Source organism: Pseudomonas sp. GL_117, assembly GCF_057835125.1.
The window spans coordinates 2,270,600-2,291,058 of record NZ_CM174418.1 but is presented as its reverse complement, the minus strand read 5'-3'; the positions used below and the strand labels follow the sequence as shown (position 1 = coordinate 2,291,058).

Here is a 20,459-nt window from a genome sequence, read left to right as displayed (position 1 = left end):
TGCTTGCGCGCAGAACCGCTGAGTTCCGCAGACCATCGGCAATCGAGGCTGGCCGATTGGCGGACAGGATTCTGGATCTGAATCAGCCCCTATGCCGTGGACTTCGATGGAATTCGAAGTGAAGAAAAAAGAGGTCGAACCGCCCACTCGGTAAATCGCAGGCAAAAAAAAGCCACTCGTTTGAGTGGCTTCTTCATAATGCTTGGAGCGGGAAACGAGACTCGAACTCGCGACCCCGACCTTGGCAAGGTCGTGCTCTACCAACTGAGCTATTCCCGCTTGGTGATGCGCATTCTATAGAATTCTTGAAGCCCGTCAACCTCTTGATTCAAAAAAGTTTTATTTCTTTTCAACAGTGGTGCGCAGATGAGGCCAGGCGGCGCGTAAATACTGGAGCATGGACCACAACGTCAGGCCCGCCGCGATCAGCAGCAGGGCGTAGCCAGTCAGCACCCAGAAGGAGAAGTCCGATGGGTTGGCCAGCAGGATGACCAGCGCGAGCATCTGCGCGGCGGTTTTCCACTTGCCCATGTTGGACACCGCGACGTGGGCGCGGGCGCCGATTTCGGCCATCCATTCGCGCAGGGCCGAGACGACGATCTCGCGGCCGATGATCACGGCGGCCGGCAGGGTCAGCCACAGGTTGCCATGTTCCTGCACCAGCAAGACCAGCGCCACCGCCACCATCAGTTTGTCGGCCACCGGATCGAGGAAGGCACCGAATGGCGTGCTTTGCTCCAGGCGGCGCGCCAGGTAGCCGTCGAGCCAGTCGGTGGCGGCCGCAAAGGCGAATACCGAACTGGATGCGGCATAGCTCCATTCGTACGGCAAATAGAACAACAGAATGAAAATCGGAATAAGCAGGACGCGTAGAACGGTGATCAGATTAGGGATATTCATCGGCACAACTGGCTACGAGGTGGAAAGGCATTCTATTCGCTATGCAGATTCGCATAAATCAACTCAGCGAGCTTTTTACTGATACCGGGAGCTTTGGCTATTTCGTCAATGCTGGCACGGGATAGCTCCTGCAAGCCACCAAAATGTTTAAGCAAGTCGCGACGTCGCGTCGGGCCGACCCCCGCAACCCCTTCCAGGGTTGAGGTTCGCCGGGTTTTACCACGGCGGGCACGGTGCCCGGTAATGGCGAAACGGTGGGCTTCGTCGCGGATTTGCTGGATCAGGTGCAACGCGGGTGAGTCGCCCTTCAAAGTGAACTCATGGGCGGCATCATTCAAGTACAACGTTTCGAAACCGGCCTTGCGTGTGGCGCCCTTGGCCACGCCGAGCAGGATCAGGTCAGGCACCGCCAACTCGTTGAGCACATCACGGGCCATGGACAACTGGCCCTTGCCACCGTCCACCAGCAGGATGTCCGGCAGTTTGCCCTCGCCGTCCTTCAATTTACTGAAGCGCCGCGTCAGGGCCTGGTGCATGGCGGCGTAGTCATCACCGGCGGTGACGCCTTCGATGTTGTAGCGCCGGTAGTCGGACTTGATCGGCCCTTCCGGCCCGAACACCACGCAGGACGCCACGGTGGCCTCGCCGCTGGAGTGGCTGATGTCGTAGCACTCCAGGCGCTGTGGTGGCTCGTCCAGGTTGAGGACTTCGGCCAGCGCATCGAAACGTGCGGCGACGTGCTGTCGATTGGCCAGGCGCGCGCCCAGGGCCTGTTCGGCATTGGTCACCGCCAACTGCTGCCAGCGCGCGCGGGTACCGCGTACACGGTGGCTGATGTCGAGCTCACGGCCGCGCAGTTCGTGGATCGCCTCGATCAGTGTCGGGAAGTCTTCGTGTACCACGTTGACGATCAGCTCGGACGGCAAGTCGCGTTCGGGGCTACTGACGTAGTACTGGCCAAGGAACGCGGCCATGACTTCGGCCACTTCCTCATCGATACCGGTCTGCGGGAAGAAATTCTTGCTGCCCAGCACACGCCCACCGCGCACGCTGATCAGGTGCACACAGGCGCCACCGGGGTTGACGAAGGCAGCGATCACGTCGACGTCACCAGTGCCGCCTTCCATGCTTTGCTGGTCCTGCACGCGACGCAGCAGGGAGATCTGGTCACGCAACTCGGCGGCGCGCTCAAAATCCAGGGTGCTGGCGGCCTGCTCCATGGCGGCGGACAGCTCGTCGGTGAGCGCATTGCTGCGTCCTTCAAGGAACATCACCGAATGGCGTACATCTTCGGCGTACTCGGCCGGCTCCACCAAACCCACGCAAGGCGCCTTGCAGCGCTTGATCTGGTATTGCAGGCACGGCCGGGTGCGGTTCTTGTAGAAGCTGTCTTCGCACTGGCGCACAAAAAAGGTCTTTTGCAGCAAGCTCAGGCTTTCACGAATCGCCCCGGCGCTGGGGTACGGCCCGAAATACTTGCCCTTCTGCTTTTTCGCACCGCGGTGAATGCTCAGACGTGGAAAGTTGCCATCGGACAAAAACACGTAGGGGTAGGATTTGTCGTCACGCAGCAGGATGTTGTAGGGCGGCCGCCATTCCTTGATCAGCGTCTGCTCAAGCAACAGCGCTTCGGTTTCATTGGCGGTGATGGTGGTTTCGACCTGGGCGATGCGGGCGACCAACGCTGCTGTCTTGGGCGCAAGGCCGCTCTTGCGAAAGTAGCTCGCCAGACGGTTTTTCAGGTTCTTGGCTTTACCGACGTAAAGCAGGCGCGCCTCGCTGTCGAACATGCGGTACACGCCGGGGCGGCCACTGCAGGTTGAGAGAAAGGCACTCGGATCGAACGGCGTGGTCATGTCAGGCGCTGGCGTCCACCATGCCGTGGCGCACTGCGAGCAGGGTCAGTTCAACATCACTGCTGATGGCGAGCTTCTCGAAAATGCGATAGCGGTAGGTGTTGACGGTCTTGGGCGACAGGCACAGCTTGTCGGAAATCGTCTGCACCTTCTGGCAACCGACGATCATCAAGGCGATCTGGATTTCCCGCTCAGACAGCGCATCGAACGGCGAATCGCTGACCGGCTGGAAGGATTTGATCGCCAACTGCTGGGCGATCTGCGGGCTGATGTAACGCTGGCCGGCAAACACCAGGCGAATGGCTTGCACCATCTCGGCCAGGCCGGCGCCCTTGGTCAGGTAACCCGCCGCCCCCGCCTGTAGCAAACGGGTCGGAAACGGATCTTCCTCACACACCGTCACCACCACGACCTTGATGTCCGGATGGCTGCGCAACAATTTGGTCGTGGCGCCAAGACCGCCGATGCCAGGCATCTTGACGTCCATCAACACCACATCGGGTTTCAACTCCCGAGCCTTGATCAGGGACTCTTCCCCGGACTCGGCCTGGCCGACTACTTGCAGGCCATCGATGTCAGCCAGCATTCGTGTAATGCCTGTACGAACGAGATCATGGTCATCGACTACTAGCACCCTAATCAAGCAGACACCTCGCGATATGGTCTTATAGGTTGCTGAACACCTTAGCAAAAAACCAAGGCGCAGACCTAGCTACACGCGTCATATATATAGAGTTTGGGTACACGGCAGTCGTCCGCCAAACAGCGAACGCCCGGGTTTGCGGGGGAAAGGCTCAGGAATCCCGGTGCTGCGGCTTGGCCTTGCCATTCAGCGAGGCTGAATGCTCAGCCAGGGTCGACGTCAGGCGGCGGATTGCATCCTGGTCTTCCTTGAGCATTGAGCGGTAATCGACCAACACTTTCTCTTCAACTTGACTCAATTGGTCCAATTGAATCGGCGTGGGACTGCCTGTCAACACGAACAGAATATCCACACCTCGCTCGGCAACCCTGGAGAGGTAGTCGGCTTTGGGCGCCCGCCCGCCACTTTCATACTTGCCTTGTGCGTTGGCTTCAACGCCTCCTATCTCACCAAAAACTTTTTGCGACAGGCCAAGTCGCTCTCTTTCTTGCCTCAAACGCGAACCGATTCCACTCATTTGGATGTATGATCCTATTTTGCACACCTCAAGAGGTGACACATCATCTCTTTATTAAACAAACTTGAACGGTTTTGAACTATGCCCGGAATCCGTACTGCTGCACAAGCCAAGGCCTGGCTAGAACATCAAGGAAAGTCAGTGCAAGCGTTCGCCCGAGAACATGGCGTTGATCCGGCAACCACCTATCAAGTGCTCGCTGGGCGCAAAAAGGGACGACGTGGAGAAGCCCACAAGGTAGCGGTCCTTCTGGGCATGAAAGAAGGGATCATCCTTTCTGAGGCTGATGGCCAAAACAACGATCAGGAAATCGTCTCCTGAAGCCAGTATGCGCTTATTAGGATTCAGTGCAGGGTTAGCTTGATCGACAGGTGCGCTCCATGCGCCAAAAGCAGTCTTCCTCACCGACGATACTCAGCCCCATGCGCTGATACAGCCCTCTTGCCGGGTTGGTCTTGAACACAGTCAAACGCAACAAACCCTGCCCGCATGCCTTGAGAGCCATCTGCTCCAGCACCCAACTCCCTGCACCCTGCCGGCGACAATCTTCGAGCAAATGCAGTTCGCGGATATACAGTGCCCGGCTGTCTCGGCTCAGGCTGATAAAACCCAGGACACTGTCGTCACGGCAGATCAGCCAGTTTTCCCGGCCGGCCCAAGCCGTATCAAACCCCTCGTTGGACCACGGCAAACCGTACTGCGTGTAATAGCGGCCCATGGCCTCATGGGTCAGCGTTCGTGCGAACGGCAGGTCGCGGTCTGTGGCTGCGCGCAGGTGGAATGCCATTTACACGACCACCACTTGGCCAGCCCATTCCCCGCCCTCACGCCGGGCAAGCACCAGCGCGTCACCGACGCCCGGCGCAGCAGCAAGCAAACGACCACCAGCGGCCCAGATCGCACTGCGACCGGCACACACATAGCCACCGGACGGGCCGCCATGATTGGCCATCAACACCAGCAAGCCATATTTGGCGGCATAACCTTGCAACAACGTGCTGTCCGTTGCGTAGCCTGCTTCGCTGATCAATACACCGGCGGCGTAAACCGTCGCCCCCGCTTCAGCGGCAGCATGCGGATGACTGGCGTGGGAGAAGTCTGCACAAACTGCCAACGCAATCCGGTCGTCCACCCACTCCAAAACCGCACCGCCCTGCCCCGCAATAAACGCGGTTTCTTCGCCTGGGTGCAGATGCTGTTTGGTGTACACCGCCAGGGAGCCGTCCGCCCCCAGTACCAATGCGCCGATCATCACCCCCGCTTCAGGTGCCAAGCGGATTGGCATCCCCACCACGGCGGTCAATCGCAGCTCCCGCGCCATCTCACGCAACGGTGCGAGCAACTTGTCCTCGGGTGTTATCGCCAGCTCGGCAGCCAAGCACGGCTCATAGCCAGTCAACGACAACTCCGGAAACACCAACAGCTGCACGGCGTGCTCCGCCGCCACACGCATAAAGGTCAGGTGCCGCTGCAGATTGGCCCGCACATCGCCCGCGATAGAGAGGGATTGAGCAGCAGCAAGGGTCAAGGCAGTCACGGTCGCGTCCCGGCAATCATTGTTAAAGTTTGACAAGCATATCTCGACCGATAGCCGGAGGGTGTCAGAAATTACTGATTGAATCCTCCTGCGTGCCTCGAGTAAGCTCCCCCCATCATTTGGAGACACACCATGTTGCAACTCACCCACACTCAGGTTTGCCTTGCTGCCAGCGCCCCGCGCCTGGTGTCGGCTACCCGCGTGAACGGTTCGAGCGCACCTGTCAGCTTTTATTTTGGGTATTGGTTTAGCCACTGGCGCGCCTGATACCTGAAATCGGCGCCCACTACTCAAGGGGTCGCCTACCAGAGAAATCTAACCCCCGGTCGGCTCCCCGACCGGGGGTTTTGTTTTTCAGGCCCTTATAAATTCAGCAAGAACACTTAAAGGACACACGACATGAACTACGCCACCTATTACCGCTACGACACTTCCACTGCATGGCGATTTAGCAAGCTCCGTTCGGGACAGCCTGCCGCCTCCGATCGGTCACCTATTGGTGGCAAGCCAACACACGTAGCCGATACGGCCAATTGTCGAACACCCCAGTAGGGCCAAGCGTGCGGGAATAACCCGCCGCTTGCCCAGGAAGCCTTGAATATGAACTCTGCCACCGCCGCTTTGCCTGTCACCGATCTTTCCAGCGCCAATGAAGCCCTGACCCTGCGCCTGCCCAGCTCCCTTGAGCTCAAGCATCAGTTGCCCCTCAGTCCATTCCTCAACGAACAAGTCCACAACCATCGCCAAGCCGTGCGCGCCATCCTCAATGGCGAAGACTCACGCTTGCTGGTGATTGTCGGCCCGTGCTCGATCCACGACCCCGAATCGGCCATGGAATACGCTCGCAACCTGAAGAAACTGGCCTTGGATGTCAGCGACCAGATGCTGCTGGTGATTCGTGCCTACGTCGAAAAACCGCGCACCACCGTCGGCTGGAAAGGCCTGGCCTACGACCCGCACCTGGATGGCAGCGATGACATGGCCGCCGGCCTCACCCTGTCCCGCCAGCTGATGCGCGAAATGTTGCGCCTGGGCCTGCCGGTGGCCACCGAGCTGCTGCAACCCATGGCCGCCGGCTACTTTGATGACCTGCTCAGTTGGGTCGCGATTGGTGCGCGCACCACCGAGTCGCAGATCCACCGTGAAATGGCCAGCGGCCTGGGCATGCCCGTGGGCTTCAAGAACGGCACCGACGGCGGCGTCGCGATTGCCTGTGATGCGATGCGCTCGGCGTCCCACCCGCACCGCCATTTCGGCGTCGACAGCCAGGGCCACCCGGCGATCATCCAGACCCCAGGCAACCCCGATACACATCTGGTGCTGCGCGGCGGTCACCGTGGGCCGAACTACGATGTGCAAAGCGTCGCGCAGGTGAAGCACGACCTGGCCAAGTCCAAGGTGGCGGCGCGGATCATGGTCGATTGCAGCCACGCCAACAGCGGCAAAGACCCGCTACGTCAGCCGGCGGTGTTCAATGAGGTGCTGGAACAACGCCTGCAGGGCGATACCTCGCTGGTGGGCATGATGCTCGAAAGCCATCTGTTCGAAGGCTGCCAGCCGCTGAGCGCGTCGATGAAGTACGGCGTATCGGTGACCGATGGTTGCCTGGGTTGGGACGGCACCGAGCAACTGTTGCGCAGTGCGGCCGAGCGTTTGCGCATGCAAAACAGAACCGACTGAGAGACGACGGCCAACCGATGGGAGGGCGCCCCCTCCCACGGTCGGATTCGTGACCTGCGGTAAAGACTCCTTTTCAGATTCGACGGTTTTTCCGAAGGCGTGAGCAGCAGATACTCGACGCTACTGTTCACCCCCTTCAGGAGTTACTGATGTCTGTCCCTACCCAAACCGTTCCGGCCTTCGGCCTTGGCACCTTCCGCCTGCAAGGCAAGGTGGTGATCGACTCCGTGAGCACCGGCCTGGAGCTGGGCTACCGCGTGATCGACACCGCGCAGATCTACGAAAACGAAGCCGACGTCGGCCAGGCGATTGCCGACAGCGGTATCCCGCGTGATGAACTGTTCATCACCAGCAAGATCTGGATTGCCAATTTCGCTGAAGGCCAACTGATTCCAAGCCTGCGCGAAAGCCTGCGCAAACTGCAGACCGACCACCTGGACCTGACCCTGATCCACTGGCCGTCGCCGGAAGACCAAGTACCCGTCGCCGAATTCATGGGCCAGTTGCTGGAGGCCAAGCGCCTGGGGCTGACGCGCCATATCGGCATTTCCAACTTCACTGTCGACCTGATGAAACAGGCGATTGCCGCGGTTGGCGCCGAACACATCGCCACCAACCAGATCGAGCTGCACCCCTACCTGCAAAACCGCAAAGTGGTGGATTTCGCCAGCGCCAACGGCATTCAGATCACTTCGTACATGACCCTGGCCTATGGTGAAGTACTGAAAGACCCGGTCATCCAACAGATCGCCGAACGCCATCAGGCCACGGCAGCCCAGGTCACCCTGGCCTGGGCCATGCAATTGGGTTACGCAGTGATCCCGTCGTCAACCAAGCGCGCCAACCTGGAAAGCAACCTCAAGGCCCTGGAGCTGACCTTGAGCGCCGCCGACATGGCACAGATTGCCGGCCTGGAGCGTGGCCATCGCTTGACCAGCCCCAAGGGTATCGCGCCGAAATGGGATTAAACCCCGGTCGCCGGCGTACGGGATAATTCACGCAGCCATGGCAACACGCGCAAGCCACGGGCCGCCGTCGGGGGGTCGATGATGTCCATGAAGTGTTCAAGGTTGACGTGGTCCGGCACCCCCGGCAAACGCACGAGCACCGCTGGGGCAATACCAGCAGGTTGGCCAAGGTCCAGGTGGTCGTAGACCAGCACATGACGTACCTGAAGCTGCGGCCCGCTGGCCTGGGCCGCGAGCCCCGCGTTGATGATCAGCACATCAAACGGCTTCGCCGGGATGGCAGTGAGGATCTGGACTTCATCGAAGGTCTGCACCGGCACTATCCGGTGATACCCCAGTTGGTTGAGCATTTTTTCGATGTGCAGCCGCTGCAGGTGCTGTTCATCGGCAATCAGGATGGTTAGTGCTTTGTTCGGCATGGCAAACCCCTGGGCAGGCAGCGCTCGTCAGTGAGCGCCGCCCATTTTCCAGACATCTTCCGAAGACAAAATCAGGCTTGTTCCCCCTTCGCGTAGGAGTTCTCCCAAACCCACCGAACGGTACTCAAGGTTGATTGCAATAAACGCTCAATCTCTGCTGCAGATCAGCGCAAGCGTCACTCACCGCGTCAACCGCCGCCCCCAGGGCCGTCTTGTCCTTGGCTTCACACACCGCTTCCAGCGTTTCACAACAGCTGATCAGCGCCTGCGCCTTGACCATGCGCGCTCCGCCCTTGGCCCGATGCGCAACGTCGTGCAACCTGGCAAAGTCGGCCTCTTGTCGCAGCGTCGGCAATAACGCGCGATCCGCTTCCAGGCTGTCGAGCAGCGGCGTCAACAATTCCTTGAGAGCGCCGCGATCATTTTCCGTCAACGCGATCAGCGTGCTCAAGTCATACGCCTCGACGGCATTCGCCGCAGCGACGCTCGCCACCCGCGAGGCCAACGCCGCTCGCAAGTCATCCAGCCCGGTGGGTTTGAACAGGCAGCCATCCATTCCCGCTTGCCGGCAGCGCTCGGTTTCTTCCGGCTGCGCATTGGCCGTAAACCCCAGGAGTAAACATGGCACCAGCCCCCGTGCCTGCTCTTGAGCACGAATATCCTGCGCCAGCTGGTAGCCGTTCTTGAGCGGCATATTGCAATCGGTGATGACACCATCAAAATCCCCCGACTGCCAAAGCGCCAGCCCCTGAACACCGTCTTCGGCGGTGGTGATTCGGTGCCCCAGGAAGCTCAATTGTCGCGCCAACAACAAGCGGTTGGCCGGATAGTCATCCACTACCAGGATGTTCAATGCCCGGGCGGGTGGAGTGTGTGCAACCGCTGCTCCCGTCTCGAGCGCTGACGCCGCTGCCAGGTCCAGTTGCATTCGCACATCAATCCGCGTGCCCTGCCCCAGCACACTGCTCAACTGCAACTGCCCCCCCAGCATTTCGCACAAGTTGCGGCTGATCACCAAACCCAGGCCGGAACCGCTGCGCACCGATTGCTCGTTGTTGCTGCCCTGGATAAACGGGTTGAATAGCCGCTGCTGATCTTCAGCGCTGATGCCGACCCCGGTGTCCAGCACCCACAGCCGCAATATCAGTTGGTCAGCCGTCACCTCCCCTTGCGCACCGAGCAACACCTGGCCGCTGGCGGTGAACTTGATGGCATTACTCAGCAGGTTGGACACCACCTGCTTGAAACGCAGGGGATCGATCAGCACCGGGCGATCAATCGATGGGGCCAGTTCAACCTGCAGCGCCAGGCCCTTGGCCCGCGCCAAGCCCTCGAATACCCGCGCCACGGACATCAACAGGTCGCGCAGGTTGGCCGGCTCCAACGCCAGAGAAAGATGCCCGGATTCAATCCGGGCAATGTCGAGAATATCGCCGATCAGCTCCAACATGCCGTGGGACGCCACCGAGGCGACCTCCAGCGCATCACGATCAGCCCGGCCCTGCTCGGCGTTTTTCAACGCCAACTCGATCATGCCGATCACGGCGTTCATTGGCGTGCGGATCTCATGGCTCATGGTCGCCAGAAAAGTCGTCTTGGCGCGGTTGGCGGCGTCGGCCTCGTCCTTGGCGTCCTGCAATTGGCCCAACAGGCGCTGGCGCTCGCTCACATCCACCCAGCCAGCGATCATGCCCACGACCTTATCGTTGCCATCGCGGTACGGCAGCATCCACTGGTAGATCGTCAGGACATCCCCCGAGGGCAACCGAAGTATCCGGTCATGAATCTGCGGCTCGCCCCGGGCCATCAACTGCAGGTAATCCTCATGAAACGACTGGGCTTGCGGCGGGTTGCCGGTGTCGGTTTCCACGACAGTCTTGCCGATCACATCCTCGAGCTTGAAGCCGAACACATCGAGGTAGGCGTTGTTGCAGGCCATCAAGCGGCCCTGGCGATCACGCACATAAATCGGGTGCGGCGTGCCGTCGATCAGCACACTCATAAAGCGCATCTGATCACTCAGCGCCCGCTCCGCCTGGGCCCTTCGGCGAATCAGGTTACGCAGGTAGATCGCCCAGCCCAGGGTAATCAGTAACAACAGCGCCGCGAGGCCGAACCCTTGCAGAATTGCGTTGCGATGCCGCAGCCAATAGCTGTCCTGGATGATCACCTCATTGCGCCAGTGGTTGCTCAGTTCGTCCATTTCTTCGGGCGTGATGCTCAACAGTGCCTTGTCCAGGATCGAGTACAACTCCAACTGGCTGCGGTTGACGCCAAACGTCACACGTGCCGGTTCCGTGCCGACAGTGCTGGTCACCCTCAAACGATCGCGGTAATAGCGGGCAATCATGTAGCGCGCACTGAGGAGCGACAGCACGGTCGCGTCGACGTTGCCACTGGCCACCATCGCCATGGCTTGCTCAGGGCTTTCGGTATCAACAAAGACGATGCCGGGATAGTCGCGGGCAATTCGCTCGCCCAGGCTGTTGCCACCGATAAAGGCCAGGCGCTTGCCGTGCATATCTTCCAGCGTGATCGGGCTATTGCCCTCAATGCGGCTGACGAGCACATAGGGACTGCTCAGGTAGGGCCGGGTAAAACGGATCTTGTCAGCGCGCTCATTGCTGGGGGTGACGACCGCGAGCATATCGACACTGCCCGCACTGGCTTCGTCGATTTGGCGAGGCAGTGAGTTGCCCTTTACCACGTCGAATTTCAGCCCCGTACGCAAGCTGATCCGCGACAGTACCTCGGCACTCAAACCCTCGAGCTGCCCCTGCTCGTTGAAAAATGACAGTGGCAGAAACTTATCCAGAGCGGCCACTTTCACCCGCGGGTGTTTCTCCAGCCAACGTTGCTCGCGTTCACTCAGGCGCAGCCGGTCAACTTCCATGGCCCCGCCGCCACCGGCGCTCCAACGTCGCAGGATTTCCATCTGCGTGGTCACCGGCACGGCCGCCAACGCGGCATTGAGGATACGTAGCAATCGATCATCACCCCGGGTGACCGCAAACGCGAAAGGGTTGACTTCCAGGGCGGAAAAATCCGCCATGCGCACGTTATTCAGGTGGTTTTTATTGATCAGGTAACGCGTGCTGATCGCGTCGCCCAGGTACACATCCGCCTGCTCGAACGCGACCGCCCCCAGCGCCTCAAAGGACGAGGCGTAGAGCAGCAAATGGGCGCGGGGGTAAAATTTCTGTACCGCCTCGGGCTGCATATAGTGATACAGCATGGCCACGCGCTTGCCGGCCAGGTCGGCACTCAAACCCTGGGTGTCTGCGCTGCGGGTCGCCAGCACCGGTTGGTCATTGGCATAGGAGCGCGACAGCGCCAGTTGCGGGTCCACCGCTTCAAAACCGTTGGCGGAGCCGAGAAAATCCACCGCGCCCAGCTTGAGTGCCTCGATGACTTCATCGCGGGTGTCGTAGCGACGGACCTCTACCCGGATATTCAACGCCTGCGCCACCAGCGCCGCGTAATCGGCGGTGATGCCTTCGAAATCCTCACTGTTGCTCATGTCGAAGGGCGCGTAGTCGGGGGCCGATACGCCCATCGATAACACCCGCCGTTCGCGCAGCCAGCGCCAGTCGGCTTCGTCCAGCACGACATTGGGGTTTTCGAGGCGAGAGTGGCCCAGCAACTGCAGCGAGTAAGGTTCGTCAAGGGCTTGCGCCGCCAGGGGCAACAGGCTCACCCAGAGCAGCGCGACCAACCCTCGCAGCGCGCGGGCGTTCATTTCAGATCAGCTGATTACGTTGTGCGAACTTGGACAAGTGCACCACCGACGACATGTGCAATTTCTCCTTGAGTCGCGTCTTGTAGGTGCTGATGGTCTTGTGGCTCAGCAGCATGTCCTCGGCGATTTCCTTATTACCCAGGCCCAGGGCCAACTTCTGCAACACCGTCAATTCGCGATCAGACAGTGCTTCCACCAATTCAATCTCGGACGCTTGCAAATCATCACGGCGCACTGAACTGGTAGGCAGGCTGGGAAAACAGCTGTAGTTGGACATCACCGCCTTGATTGCTTTTTGCAACTCGTGCAGCTCACCCGTCTTGGCAACAAAACCCATGGCTCCAGCGCGCATGCAGCGGGTGGAAAAAAACACTGCGAGGTACGACGTCAACACCAGGATCTTGCATGGCAAGCCCAGCGCCTTGATTCGGCTGATCACTTCCAAACCGCCCAGTTTGGGCATCGCCAAGTCGAGGATAATCAGGTCGGGGCACTGTTCGCGAGCAATCTGCATAGCATCGGCGCCATTGCCCGCCTCGAAGATTTCATTGAAGCCTTCCTGCTTTAGCAGAAAGCGAACCGTGGCACGAATGAACGGGTGGTCATCCACAATTAAAGCTTTGCTCATTAAGACTCCCCTGAAGGACAAATTAATCTGACACATCACACGGGACCCAGCTACCTGTGAGAATTGACAGTTCCGACGAGCGGTTCCGCACTTTTCCAGATGCCAGCCAGGCAGTGCCTGGTCCCTCCAATTGAACAACACCATTGATGCCTGAAGTTCTGCGCAGCCTTTTAGGTAGCAGCAAGCGCGCAACCTTAACAATGAAGTGGTGCTTGAATTGAAGGGATAGTCCTGACTGCGTGTAGGATTTATCCGTAGGAAATCAGTCGGTCGTGCTCGGACTCCAGAACGCCTGCACCACCAGGCTGGAGTTGGATATGCGTGTCACCAGTGCATCCAGCTCATCGCCATCGACCGACGTCGCAACCAAAGTGGCCTCGATCTCCACCTCTTCACTGCCGAACGGCCGCACATCCACGTCGCTGGCCGGGTAGTTGCACCGTGCGAGCTCGGCTTCCAGCAACACCATTACCGCCTGCTGCTGACTGCGCTGCGCGATCACATACAGAATGTTGGTGACCTCCGCCGACACCACATCCAGCGGCTGGCGGTTGATGTTATTGACGATCGGCCGCAGCAACGTGTTCGCTGCCAGCACAAACAACGTGCCCAGCAGCGCTTCGAGGATCAGGTCGGCACCGGCGCAAGCGCCGACTGCCGCCGACGCCCACAGGGTGGCCGCAGTATTCAGCCCGCGCACATTGCCCTCTTCGCGCATGATCACGCCGGCCCCCAGGAAACCGATGCCCGAGACCACGTACGCCACCACCCGCACCGCCCCTTCCGCGCCGCCCAGGCGGTTGGCCATGTCGACAAAAATCGCCGCCCCCACCGCCACCAGCACGTTGGTGCGCAAACCGGCCGTGCGCTGGCGATACTGGCGCTCGAAGCCGATCAAGCCGCCGAGAATAAACGCCGCACTGAGACTGACCAGGGTGTCGACCAGCGAGTCGAGGTTGATGTTGTTGATTGCCTGCATAAGAAATCTCCTCAGTTCATTGCCAGCCACATTGATGGATGTGGCTGCTGCGCGAGAACACCGTCATGCAGGTACGACCCGCTGCGCCACGCCCATCGGGTAGGCGCAGTCAGCTTGGCCCGCCCGCCGTAAAAGGCAGGCGCGTCCGTAGCATCCCGAAATGGCTCGGGTGCTGGTCAGCGTCGATGAGAGGGAGTCCGGCAGGCGCCAGGACTGGCTGCTGCCGGGATGCCGCTTCTCGCGTGTATTGGCGAGACAACGGCATCGAAAGAATGCGCGTTACCTTGCCGAGTATGTGCCGGTAACCAGAACCGGCCGACGACTGTCGCTCGAACAAGTACCCACTGAGGGTCTCCGCTATTGATAAAACCGCGCCAAGGTTACGCCCCGACTACAGACGAGTAAACCGTAGGAAAGTTACTACATGACGAATAAGACGCTTCTTCAGGAGCGGTTCAGCCTGCTTGCGTCAGAACACTTCAATCATCCCGCGTCAGCACTTCGAGCAATTCAATCTCAAAACGCAGGTTGCTGTTGGGCTGGATATGCGCGCCCATCGAGCGCTCGCCGTAGGCCAGGTGCGCCGGCACGAACAGCGTGCGCACACCACCGACTTGCATGCCCATCAGGCCTTGGTCCCAGCCCTTGATCACACGGCCCGTGCCGATCACGCACTGGAACGGTTTGCCACGCGCCCACGAGGAGTCGAACACGGTGCCGTCTTCCAGGGTGCCCGTGTATTGGGTAGTGATCAGTGCACCTTTGACCACGGTTTTGCCATCGCCCAGGCGGATTTCAGTGATCTGGAGTTGGTCGTTGTTCATGGCAAATCCCGTTGAATGCGCAAAGGCTGGGGTTTTCCCAGAATTGGTTGGGTTTGGCAAGCGCTTCACGGTGGCACAGGCAAGCCCCCTGCCAGTGGTTTGACCGCGTACCTTGCACTATCGCGAACCACAACTGTCCTAATCTCATGCCCCCTCGCCCCCTCGGAGCCCCCATGACCCAGGATGTCCTCGCCAAAGAAACCAACCGCCGCCAACTCCAGCAGATCATCTCCGGCCTGTCCGACGGGATCATCCTTGCCGAAGTCGACCAGACCCTCCTCTGGGCCAATGAGGCGGCGCTGAACATGCATGGCGTGGACGACGTGATGGCATTGGGCGCCAATACCCAGGAATACGCCGAGCGCTTCACCCTGCGCTATCGCAACAACCACCCCGTGCTGCTGGACAACTACCCACTGGCCCGTGTGGCGGCAGGCGAGGAGTTCAGCGACGTGGTGGTGGAAGTCACCCCCACTGCCGATCCGGACAGAACATGGGTCCACCGCCTGCGCAGCCTGGTGATCAGCGATTCCCACGGCGCACCGGAATTGCTGGTGCTGATCCTCAGCGATGCCACCGAGTGGGCCAGCGCCGAGCAACGCTTCGAAAAAACCTTCAACGCCAACCCGGCACCCGCCGTGATCTGCCGCTTGAGCGACCTGCGTTACATCAAGGTCAACCAGGGGTTTCTGGAGATGACCGGCTACAACCGCGATCAGGTCATCGGCAAATCCGTGTACGAGTTGGATGTGCTGGAACAGGCCGAACGCAAAGACCTGGCGATTGCCCGCCTGGGCGAAGGCGCGACGATCCCGCAGATGCAGGCCGAGCTGAGATTGCCCGGGGGCGGCAGCAAGCTGGTGATCGTCGCCGGGCAACCGCTGGACATGAACGAGGAAGACTGCATGTTGTTTTCCTTCACCGACCTGGAGCCGCGACGCAAGGCGGAAACCGCCCTGCGCCAGAGTGAAGAGCGCTTCGCCAAGTCGTTCCGCCTGACGCCGGTGCCGACATTGGTGTGCAACGCCGGCAACCGCCAGGTGGTGGATGTCAACGAAGCCTTCATGAGCATTACCGGCTATATCAGTGAGGAGCTGGTCGGCAAGGCCATCGAAGACATCGATTTCATCGACAGCCCCCAGGCGGGCACACAGTTGTTTGCCACCCTGGAAAAGTCCGGCAACCTCGACGGCCAGGACCTCAAGGTGCGTAAGAAAGGCAACGAGGTGATCGATTGCGTGGTGTCCGCCGACACCGTGATCATCGATGACGTGCCCTGCTACCTGCTGGTGATGATGAACATCACCGAACGCAAGCGCTCGGAGCTGGAGCTGGTGGCGGCCATCGAGGAGGTGATGCAGGACGCATCTTGGTTCAGCCAGACACTGATCGAAAAACTGGCCAACGCCAAGAGCGTCAACAGCCCCAACCAGCCTGCCATTGCCTTCACCGACCTCACGGCCCGTGAACGCGATGTACTGGGACTTATCTGCGAAGGCTTGGCCGACAAGGAAATCGCCGCGCGCCTGAAACTGGCGCCCAACACCGTACGCAACCATGTGGCCACGGTGTATTCCAAGCTGGGGGTGCACAGCCGCAGTGCAGCCATCGTTTGGGCCCGTGAACGCGGGCTGTTTGCCGGTGAACTGCGCCTGAAAAAATAGCCCGGCCAAGTGCAAATGCACTAGTGCAGCTAGTGCGAATTCGCCTTATTGCGGCGCCAGTCAAGCCATAACCTTCAAGACATCGAACTTTTGTCTTGAAGGAACCTGCATGTTTACCCTCGCCCAACTGCGCAACTGCATCGAAGAAGGCCTGTCGCCGCTGACATGCGAGTTCACCCTGTGCCGGGATGCCTCCTTGACCCTCAAGGTATTTGACGCTGATACCGGCCGGGTGGACCTGGTGGTGACAGGGATCAGCACCAACCGGCTGCAGACCCCGCACGAAGTGGAAAAGATGGTCGAAGAGTTGCGCTACGAATTGCAAAGCAACAACGTCGGCAAGCTCACGCTGAAGGACTGGCCTTCAACGACGAACCAATGAAATAGAACACCCCACCTGCGACGATAAACGCCCCGAGCATGTAGAACATGGAGTGGGCCGGCAGACTGGCCAGCACCAGCCCACACAACACCGGCCCCAGGGCGGCGCCCAGGTTGGACAGATTCTGCGCGCCGTAGTACATGCCGCGCAGGTGGTCCGGGGCGATGCGGTCGATAAACATATATTCGGCCGGAAACACGATGATCTCCCCCACCGTGAACACCGCCATCGCCAACACCCACCACAGCACGCTGGTGGACAGCGCAAAGCCGATCAGCCCCAGCATGAACATGCTCAAGCCGAAAATCAGCCACTGGCTCAGGTGGCGGTGGGAAATGCGCCGACCAATCACGTACTGCAAGGCAATCACCAGCACGGCGTTGGTAGTGAGGACGGCGCTGATCACGGTGTAGGTGTATTCGGCCGAGGTCGTGGTCACCAGGTATTGCGACAAGTAGGCCGTGAATTGTCCAAACACCACCGCGCTGAGCAAACCGCCGACGGTAAAGCACACCAGGCGATGATCCCTCAACAGCACACGCCCGACGGCAAGAAATGACACAGGCTTGTGTGTCGCGTCGATGGTGGTCAACGTGCGGTCGCCCCAGCGCCAGTACAGCAGGAAGAACCCCGCCCCCAGCAGCGCCGACAGGATGAACGGCAGGCTGATGTCCAGCTTGGCCACCACCGCACCGAACGCCGGCCCGACGGCATAGCCGATATTGGTCAGGGTGTACTTGATCGAAAACACCTCGCTGCGCGCCTCTTCAGGCAACAGGCTGGCGAAACCGGCCTTCACGGCGATGTCGATGACCGCGTAAGCGAGGTTGATCAGGATCAGGCAGCTGTAGAACCCCCAGATATACTGCGCGAGGACCGTGCCGATAAAGCCCAGCACGAACAGTACGCTCAGGCAGAGCAACAGCCGGTAACTGTTGATGCGGTCGACGAGAAAACCACCGTACACGCTGAGCAATGAGCCGACGATCAATGAACTGCCGATCACCAGGCCGACCTGGGTGATGTCCAGGGAGAAATGGCTGGTAAGGTAAATCACAAGGTAGGGAAAGGTAATTGCCTTGGCCAGCGTCAGCATCAATGTGGCGGACAACAACAGGTTCACGGTGCGGGGGTAGTTTCTTATTGTGGCAAGCATCCTGCTCTCTTTCCTTGAAGGTAACGCGGCCTTTTCAGCCGCCTACCTTAACGCAAGAATCGGAACAACAGGCAGGTCATTTTTTGACGGGCGTGATCTCAAGGATGGTGCCGTTGGTGGTCTTGAGCAGCACGAATTTATCGTTCACCCGCGCCCATTGGCTGTCGGCTTCAGGCTGCTTGAGGCCGCGCTTTTTCCAATCGCTGACAGCGGATTCCTTGCGCATCAGGATGTCTGGGGCTCGATCGCCTTCTTTCAGATCACGGCTGTTGATATTCGAAGGTTGCACGGTTTCCTGGGGGGTGTCTGCGGCTTGCACGACGAAGCTCGCGCCTGACAGGCTGGTCGCTACAAACAGGCAGGCGGCTAGGCATTTGGCTTTCATGGGTGCTCCTTCAATGAATGATGCGTACCCAGATTCCGACCGCTGCCACGCAGGATCATTCAACCCATATTTCATACCTGTGGTTTGCCTTTATAGCCCGCATGCATCTTTTGCAGAGGGTGCTCGGTGGGTGTCTTGGGGCTGCTGCGCAGTCCAGCGGGAGCAAGCTCCTCACCTTCGTCCCATCCGGCCATTGCCCTGGTGAAATAAATCCTGTAATTTTTCATGAAATTTATAGAAATAAATTTCATGACCCCACAAGAAGAACTTGCCACCCTCGCCGCGCTGATCCACGACCTGCGCAAGCACAAGAAACTCACCCTCGCCCAGCTCGCACAAAAAATCGAGCGCTCTGTGGGTTTCCTGTCCCAGGTCGAACGCGGCCTGTCGCGCCCCACCGTGGCCGACTTGACGGCCATCAGCCACGCCCTCGACGTGCCCACCACCTACTTCTACAGCCAGCCAAAACCCAAGGCGGTGGACTGGATCACTCGCCCCAACGAGCGGCGCACGGTGTATTACGCCAATGGCATCACCGACATCCTCGTTTCGCCGAGCATGAACGGTGCCTTTTCGATGCTCGACAGCCTACTGGCACCCGGTGCCAACAGCGGCGAACAAACCATGAGCGACCGCGCCGAACAGGCCGGTTTTGTACTGGAAGGCGAGCTTACGTTGTGGGTCGAAGGTGAAAACGACTGCGTCACTCTCGGCCCCGGCGACAGCTTCCACCTGGCCAGTTTCGCCCATTGCCGCTACGCCAACCTGACCGACCTGCCCGCCCGCGTGCTGTGGGTTTACAACTAGGAGCTGCCCCCGTGAAAAGCTATTCCTCTGCGTTGCTGGCCGAAGTACGGAGCTTTCGTCAGAACCATCCCGATGTGCGCTACGTCGACCTGATTGCCCTGGACATTCCCGGGCATTTCTACGGCAAGCGCTACCCGGTGGAGATGCTGGAAAAAGTTGCCGCCGGCAGCCCATTGAAGCTGCCGCAGAACGCTGTGCTGCTGGGGGTCCAGGGTGGGCTGTTCAAGATTGGCGACTACTGCTTCAACGACGGCGACCCGGACGCCAACCGGCGCCTGGTGCCCGGCACGCTCAAGCCGGTGAGCTGGGAATCACAGCCCCTGGGGCAGATGCTGATCACCTCGGATGGCACCGAAGCGCCCATCGAATTCGAACCCCGCGAGGTACTGGCCAAGGTATTGGAGCGTCTGCATCACAAGGGCATTCACCCAGTGGTGGCGTTCGAATTGGAGTTCTACCTGTTCGATAAAAAACTCGCCGGCGGCCTGCCGCAATTCGCCCGCGACCCGCTGAGCGATGACGCCGACGACCAGCCCAACCTGCATATCGAACGGCTGTCGCGTTTCAGCGAGGTGCTCGACGACATGGCGCAAACCGCCAAGGACCAGGGCATCGACATCACCGTGATTACCGCCGAGCTGGGCCCCGGCCAGTTCGAGATCAACTTCGGCCACCTCGACGACGGCCTGCGTGCCGCCGACTGGGCCGCCCTGTTCAGCCGCAGCACCCGCGGGGTGGCGCTCAAACACGGGTACCGCGCCAGCTTCATGGCCAAGCCATACCTGCAATACCCCGGCAGCGGCATGCATGTGCACGTCAGCCTGTATGACGGCGCCGGCAATAACCTGCTGGCGGCGCACCAGCAACAACCGCTGCGCCACGCGGTGGCGGGCTGCCTGGAGTTGCTGCCGCACTGCATGCCGATCTTCTCGCCCAACCACAACGCCTTCCGCCGCCTGGGCGGCACAGTCAACGCGGCGACCCGTGCCAGCTGGGGTTTCGAAGACCGCGATGCGTGCGTGCGCATCCCCGACTCCGATCCACGCAACCTGCGCATCGAACACCGCCTGGCCAGCGCCGACGCCAACCCGTATCTGGTACTCGCGGCGATCCTGGCAGGTTTGGAACATGGCCTTGAAACCCAGCGCGAGCCCTTCGCCCCACTCAACGAAGACCGCAACAGCGGCGCCGACTTCCCCCTGGAAATGCTCGATGCCGTACGCGCCATGAGGCACCAACCGGTATTGCGCGATAAGCTGGGCGCCGAATTTGTCGACGTGTACTGCGAGAACAAACGCCAGGACCACTTGGCTTTTCAGCAAGAGATCCATGCGCGGGAATATCGCTGGTTTCTCTAACCCCTCTGATGGAATCA

Annotated in this window: 21 protein-coding genes and 1 tRNA gene; 7 read left to right on the top strand and 15 right to left on the bottom strand. The window is 59.9% G+C overall.

Translation table 11 applies throughout. From position 1 onward, the window contains the following. Window positions 1-203 precede the first annotated feature (203 nt). The 5 genes from AC3ISR_RS10450 to AC3ISR_RS10430 all read right to left on the bottom strand — a co-directional run bounded on the left by AC3ISR_RS10450 (window position 204) and on the right by AC3ISR_RS10430 (window position 3,916). A tRNA-Gly gene (locus AC3ISR_RS10450) sits at window positions 204-279 on the bottom strand. A 60-nt stretch (window positions 280-339) separates the two neighbouring features. Further along, window positions 340-900 carry a CDP-diacylglycerol--glycerol-3-phosphate 3-phosphatidyltransferase gene (pgsA, locus tag AC3ISR_RS10445; protein WP_003232771.1) on the bottom strand — a complete coding sequence of 187 codons (561 nt, stop codon included), beginning with the start codon at window positions 898-900 and terminating at the stop codon, window positions 340-342. A gap of 32 nt (window positions 901-932) precedes the next feature. Further along, window positions 933-2,756: an excinuclease ABC subunit UvrC gene (gene uvrC, locus AC3ISR_RS10440; protein WP_192300387.1), complete on the bottom strand. Its 1,824-nt coding sequence runs from the start codon at window positions 2,754-2,756 to the stop codon at window positions 933-935. A gap of 1 nt (window position 2,757) precedes the next feature. Then, on the bottom strand, window positions 2,758-3,399 hold the full coding sequence (gene gacA / locus AC3ISR_RS10435) for a response regulator transcription factor GacA (RefSeq protein WP_032886613.1): 642 nt from the start codon (window positions 3,397-3,399) through the stop codon (window positions 2,758-2,760). A 151-nt stretch (window positions 3,400-3,550) separates the two neighbouring features. Beyond that, window positions 3,551-3,916 carry a helix-turn-helix domain-containing protein gene (locus AC3ISR_RS10430; protein WP_192300386.1) on the bottom strand — a complete coding sequence of 122 codons (366 nt, stop codon included), beginning with the start codon at window positions 3,914-3,916 and terminating at the stop codon, window positions 3,551-3,553. Window positions 3,917-3,997: 81 nt separating this feature from the next. Here AC3ISR_RS10430 and AC3ISR_RS10425 point away from each other — a divergent pair, with 81 nt between their 5' ends. Further along, window positions 3,998-4,237 carry a DNA-binding protein gene (locus AC3ISR_RS10425; protein ID WP_192300385.1) on the top strand — a complete coding sequence of 80 codons (240 nt, stop codon included), beginning with the start codon at window positions 3,998-4,000 and terminating at the stop codon, window positions 4,235-4,237. A 34-nt stretch (window positions 4,238-4,271) separates the two neighbouring features. Here AC3ISR_RS10425 and AC3ISR_RS10420 read toward each other — a convergent pair whose 3' ends face one another. Then, window positions 4,272-4,703, bottom strand: a complete 432-nt coding sequence (locus tag AC3ISR_RS10420) for a GNAT family N-acetyltransferase (RefSeq protein ID WP_463985063.1) — start codon at window positions 4,701-4,703, stop codon at window positions 4,272-4,274. Next, the gene (locus AC3ISR_RS10415; RefSeq protein ID WP_463985062.1) at window positions 4,704-5,453 is read right to left on the bottom strand and encodes a carbon-nitrogen hydrolase family protein; all 750 of its coding nucleotides are present in this window, start codon (window positions 5,451-5,453) and stop codon (window positions 4,704-4,706) included. 600 nt (window positions 5,454-6,053) lie between these two features. On the opposite strand from AC3ISR_RS10415, the gene AC3ISR_RS10410 reads away from it, so the two are divergent. Together AC3ISR_RS10410 and dkgB are read left to right on the top strand one after the other, a co-directional pair. After that, window positions 6,054-7,133 (top strand): 3-deoxy-7-phosphoheptulonate synthase, encoded by a 1,080-nt coding sequence (locus tag AC3ISR_RS10410; RefSeq protein ID WP_463985061.1) that lies wholly within the window; start codon window positions 6,054-6,056, stop codon window positions 7,131-7,133. A gap of 149 nt (window positions 7,134-7,282) precedes the next feature. Then, window positions 7,283-8,101 carry a 2,5-didehydrogluconate reductase DkgB gene (dkgB, locus tag AC3ISR_RS10405; RefSeq protein WP_226456052.1) on the top strand — a complete coding sequence of 273 codons (819 nt, stop codon included), beginning with the start codon at window positions 7,283-7,285 and terminating at the stop codon, window positions 8,099-8,101. Here the strand turns inward: dkgB and AC3ISR_RS10400 are convergent. From AC3ISR_RS10400 to AC3ISR_RS10380, 5 genes are all read right to left on the bottom strand, one after another. Then, a complete protein-coding gene (locus AC3ISR_RS10400) occupies window positions 8,098-8,520 on the bottom strand; it encodes an ANTAR domain-containing protein (protein ID WP_192300380.1) in 423 nt (140 codons plus the stop codon). The genes dkgB and AC3ISR_RS10400 overlap by 4 nt on opposite strands. A gap of 124 nt (window positions 8,521-8,644) precedes the next feature. Continuing rightward, window positions 8,645-12,259, bottom strand: coding sequence for a transporter substrate-binding domain-containing protein (locus tag AC3ISR_RS10395; RefSeq protein WP_489324732.1), 3,615 nt, complete (start codon window positions 12,257-12,259; stop codon window positions 8,645-8,647). Between the two features lies 1 nt (window position 12,260). Next, complete coding sequence (locus AC3ISR_RS10390; RefSeq protein ID WP_192300378.1) at window positions 12,261-12,887, bottom strand: response regulator transcription factor; 627 nt, start codon at window positions 12,885-12,887, stop codon at window positions 12,261-12,263. A 262-nt stretch (window positions 12,888-13,149) separates the two neighbouring features. Beyond that, window positions 13,150-13,866, bottom strand: a complete 717-nt coding sequence (locus tag AC3ISR_RS10385; protein ID WP_192300377.1) for an MgtC/SapB family protein — start codon at window positions 13,864-13,866, stop codon at window positions 13,150-13,152. Window positions 13,867-14,345: 479 nt separating this feature from the next. Then, a complete protein-coding gene (locus tag AC3ISR_RS10380; RefSeq protein WP_463984995.1) occupies window positions 14,346-14,690 on the bottom strand; it encodes an FKBP-type peptidyl-prolyl cis-trans isomerase in 345 nt (114 codons plus the stop codon). Window positions 14,691-14,863: 173 nt separating this feature from the next. On the opposite strand from AC3ISR_RS10380, the gene AC3ISR_RS10375 reads away from it, so the two are divergent. Beyond that, window positions 14,864-16,354 carry a PAS domain S-box protein gene (locus tag AC3ISR_RS10375; RefSeq protein ID WP_463984996.1) on the top strand — a complete coding sequence of 497 codons (1,491 nt, stop codon included), beginning with the start codon at window positions 14,864-14,866 and terminating at the stop codon, window positions 16,352-16,354. A 109-nt stretch (window positions 16,355-16,463) separates the two neighbouring features. After that, window positions 16,464-16,736 carry a DUF1652 domain-containing protein gene (locus AC3ISR_RS10370; RefSeq protein ID WP_226456056.1) on the top strand — a complete coding sequence of 91 codons (273 nt, stop codon included), beginning with the start codon at window positions 16,464-16,466 and terminating at the stop codon, window positions 16,734-16,736. Here AC3ISR_RS10370 and AC3ISR_RS10365 read toward each other — a convergent pair. From AC3ISR_RS10365 to AC3ISR_RS10355, 3 genes are all read right to left on the bottom strand, one after another. After that, on the bottom strand, window positions 16,699-17,892 hold the full coding sequence (locus AC3ISR_RS10365; RefSeq protein WP_489324731.1) for an MFS transporter: 1,194 nt from the start codon (window positions 17,890-17,892) through the stop codon (window positions 16,699-16,701). The genes AC3ISR_RS10370 and AC3ISR_RS10365 overlap by 38 nt on opposite strands. A 76-nt stretch (window positions 17,893-17,968) precedes the next feature. Then, window positions 17,969-18,277: an RcnB family protein gene (locus tag AC3ISR_RS10360; RefSeq protein WP_463984998.1), complete on the bottom strand. Its 309-nt coding sequence runs from the start codon at window positions 18,275-18,277 to the stop codon at window positions 17,969-17,971. Window positions 18,278-18,348: 71 nt separating this feature from the next. Continuing rightward, window positions 18,349-18,528, bottom strand: coding sequence for a hypothetical protein (locus AC3ISR_RS10355; protein WP_192300371.1), 180 nt, complete (start codon window positions 18,526-18,528; stop codon window positions 18,349-18,351). On the opposite strand from AC3ISR_RS10355, the gene AC3ISR_RS10350 reads away from it, so the two are divergent. Together AC3ISR_RS10350 and AC3ISR_RS10345 are read left to right on the top strand one after the other, a co-directional pair. Then, a complete protein-coding gene (locus tag AC3ISR_RS10350) occupies window positions 18,527-19,084 on the top strand; it encodes a helix-turn-helix domain-containing protein (protein ID WP_192300370.1) in 558 nt (185 codons plus the stop codon). The genes AC3ISR_RS10355 and AC3ISR_RS10350 overlap by 2 nt on opposite strands. Window positions 19,085-19,095: 11 nt before the next feature. Then, entirely contained in the window at window positions 19,096-20,442 is a 1,347-nt protein-coding gene (locus tag AC3ISR_RS10345; protein WP_463984999.1) for a glutamine synthetase family protein, read from the top strand. The last annotated feature ends 17 nt before the right edge of the window (window positions 20,443-20,459 follow it).

Excerpts from the sequence above, each read along its gene's own strand:
- pgsA (WP_003232771.1), bottom strand. The coding sequence starts at position 900 with ATGAATATCCCTAATCTGATCACCGTTCTACGCGTCCTGCTTATTCCG.
- uvrC (WP_192300387.1), bottom strand. The coding sequence starts at position 2,756 with ATGACCACGCCGTTCGATCCGAGTGCCTTTCTCTCAACCTGCAGTGGC.
- AC3ISR_RS10430 (WP_192300386.1), bottom strand. The coding sequence starts at position 3,916 with ATGAGTGGAATCGGTTCGCGTTTGAGGCAAGAAAGAGAGCGACTTGGC.
- AC3ISR_RS10425 (WP_192300385.1), top strand. The coding sequence starts at position 3,998 with ATGCCCGGAATCCGTACTGCTGCACAAGCCAAGGCCTGGCTAGAACAT.
- AC3ISR_RS10420 (WP_463985063.1), bottom strand. The coding sequence starts at position 4,703 with ATGGCATTCCACCTGCGCGCAGCCACAGACCGCGACCTGCCGTTCGCA.
- AC3ISR_RS10410 (WP_463985061.1), top strand. The coding sequence starts at position 6,054 with ATGAACTCTGCCACCGCCGCTTTGCCTGTCACCGATCTTTCCAGCGCC.
- dkgB (WP_226456052.1), top strand. The coding sequence starts at position 7,283 with ATGTCTGTCCCTACCCAAACCGTTCCGGCCTTCGGCCTTGGCACCTTC.
- AC3ISR_RS10400 (WP_192300380.1), bottom strand. The coding sequence starts at position 8,520 with ATGCCGAACAAAGCACTAACCATCCTGATTGCCGATGAACAGCACCTG.
- AC3ISR_RS10395 (WP_489324732.1), bottom strand. The coding sequence starts at position 12,259 with ATGAACGCCCGCGCGCTGCGAGGGTTGGTCGCGCTGCTCTGGGTGAGC.
- AC3ISR_RS10390 (WP_192300378.1), bottom strand. The coding sequence starts at position 12,887 with ATGAGCAAAGCTTTAATTGTGGATGACCACCCGTTCATTCGTGCCACG.
- AC3ISR_RS10385 (WP_192300377.1), bottom strand. The coding sequence starts at position 13,866 with ATGCAGGCAATCAACAACATCAACCTCGACTCGCTGGTCGACACCCTG.
- AC3ISR_RS10380 (WP_463984995.1), bottom strand. The coding sequence starts at position 14,690 with ATGAACAACGACCAACTCCAGATCACTGAAATCCGCCTGGGCGATGGC.
- AC3ISR_RS10375 (WP_463984996.1), top strand. The coding sequence starts at position 14,864 with ATGACCCAGGATGTCCTCGCCAAAGAAACCAACCGCCGCCAACTCCAG.
- AC3ISR_RS10370 (WP_226456056.1), top strand. The coding sequence starts at position 16,464 with ATGTTTACCCTCGCCCAACTGCGCAACTGCATCGAAGAAGGCCTGTCG.
- AC3ISR_RS10365 (WP_489324731.1), bottom strand. The coding sequence starts at position 17,892 with ATGCTTGCCACAATAAGAAACTACCCCCGCACCGTGAACCTGTTGTTG.
- AC3ISR_RS10360 (WP_463984998.1), bottom strand. The coding sequence starts at position 18,277 with ATGAAAGCCAAATGCCTAGCCGCCTGCCTGTTTGTAGCGACCAGCCTG.
- AC3ISR_RS10350 (WP_192300370.1), top strand. The coding sequence starts at position 18,527 with ATGACCCCACAAGAAGAACTTGCCACCCTCGCCGCGCTGATCCACGAC.
- AC3ISR_RS10355 (WP_192300371.1), bottom strand. The coding sequence starts at position 18,528 with ATGAAATTTATTTCTATAAATTTCATGAAAAATTACAGGATTTATTTC.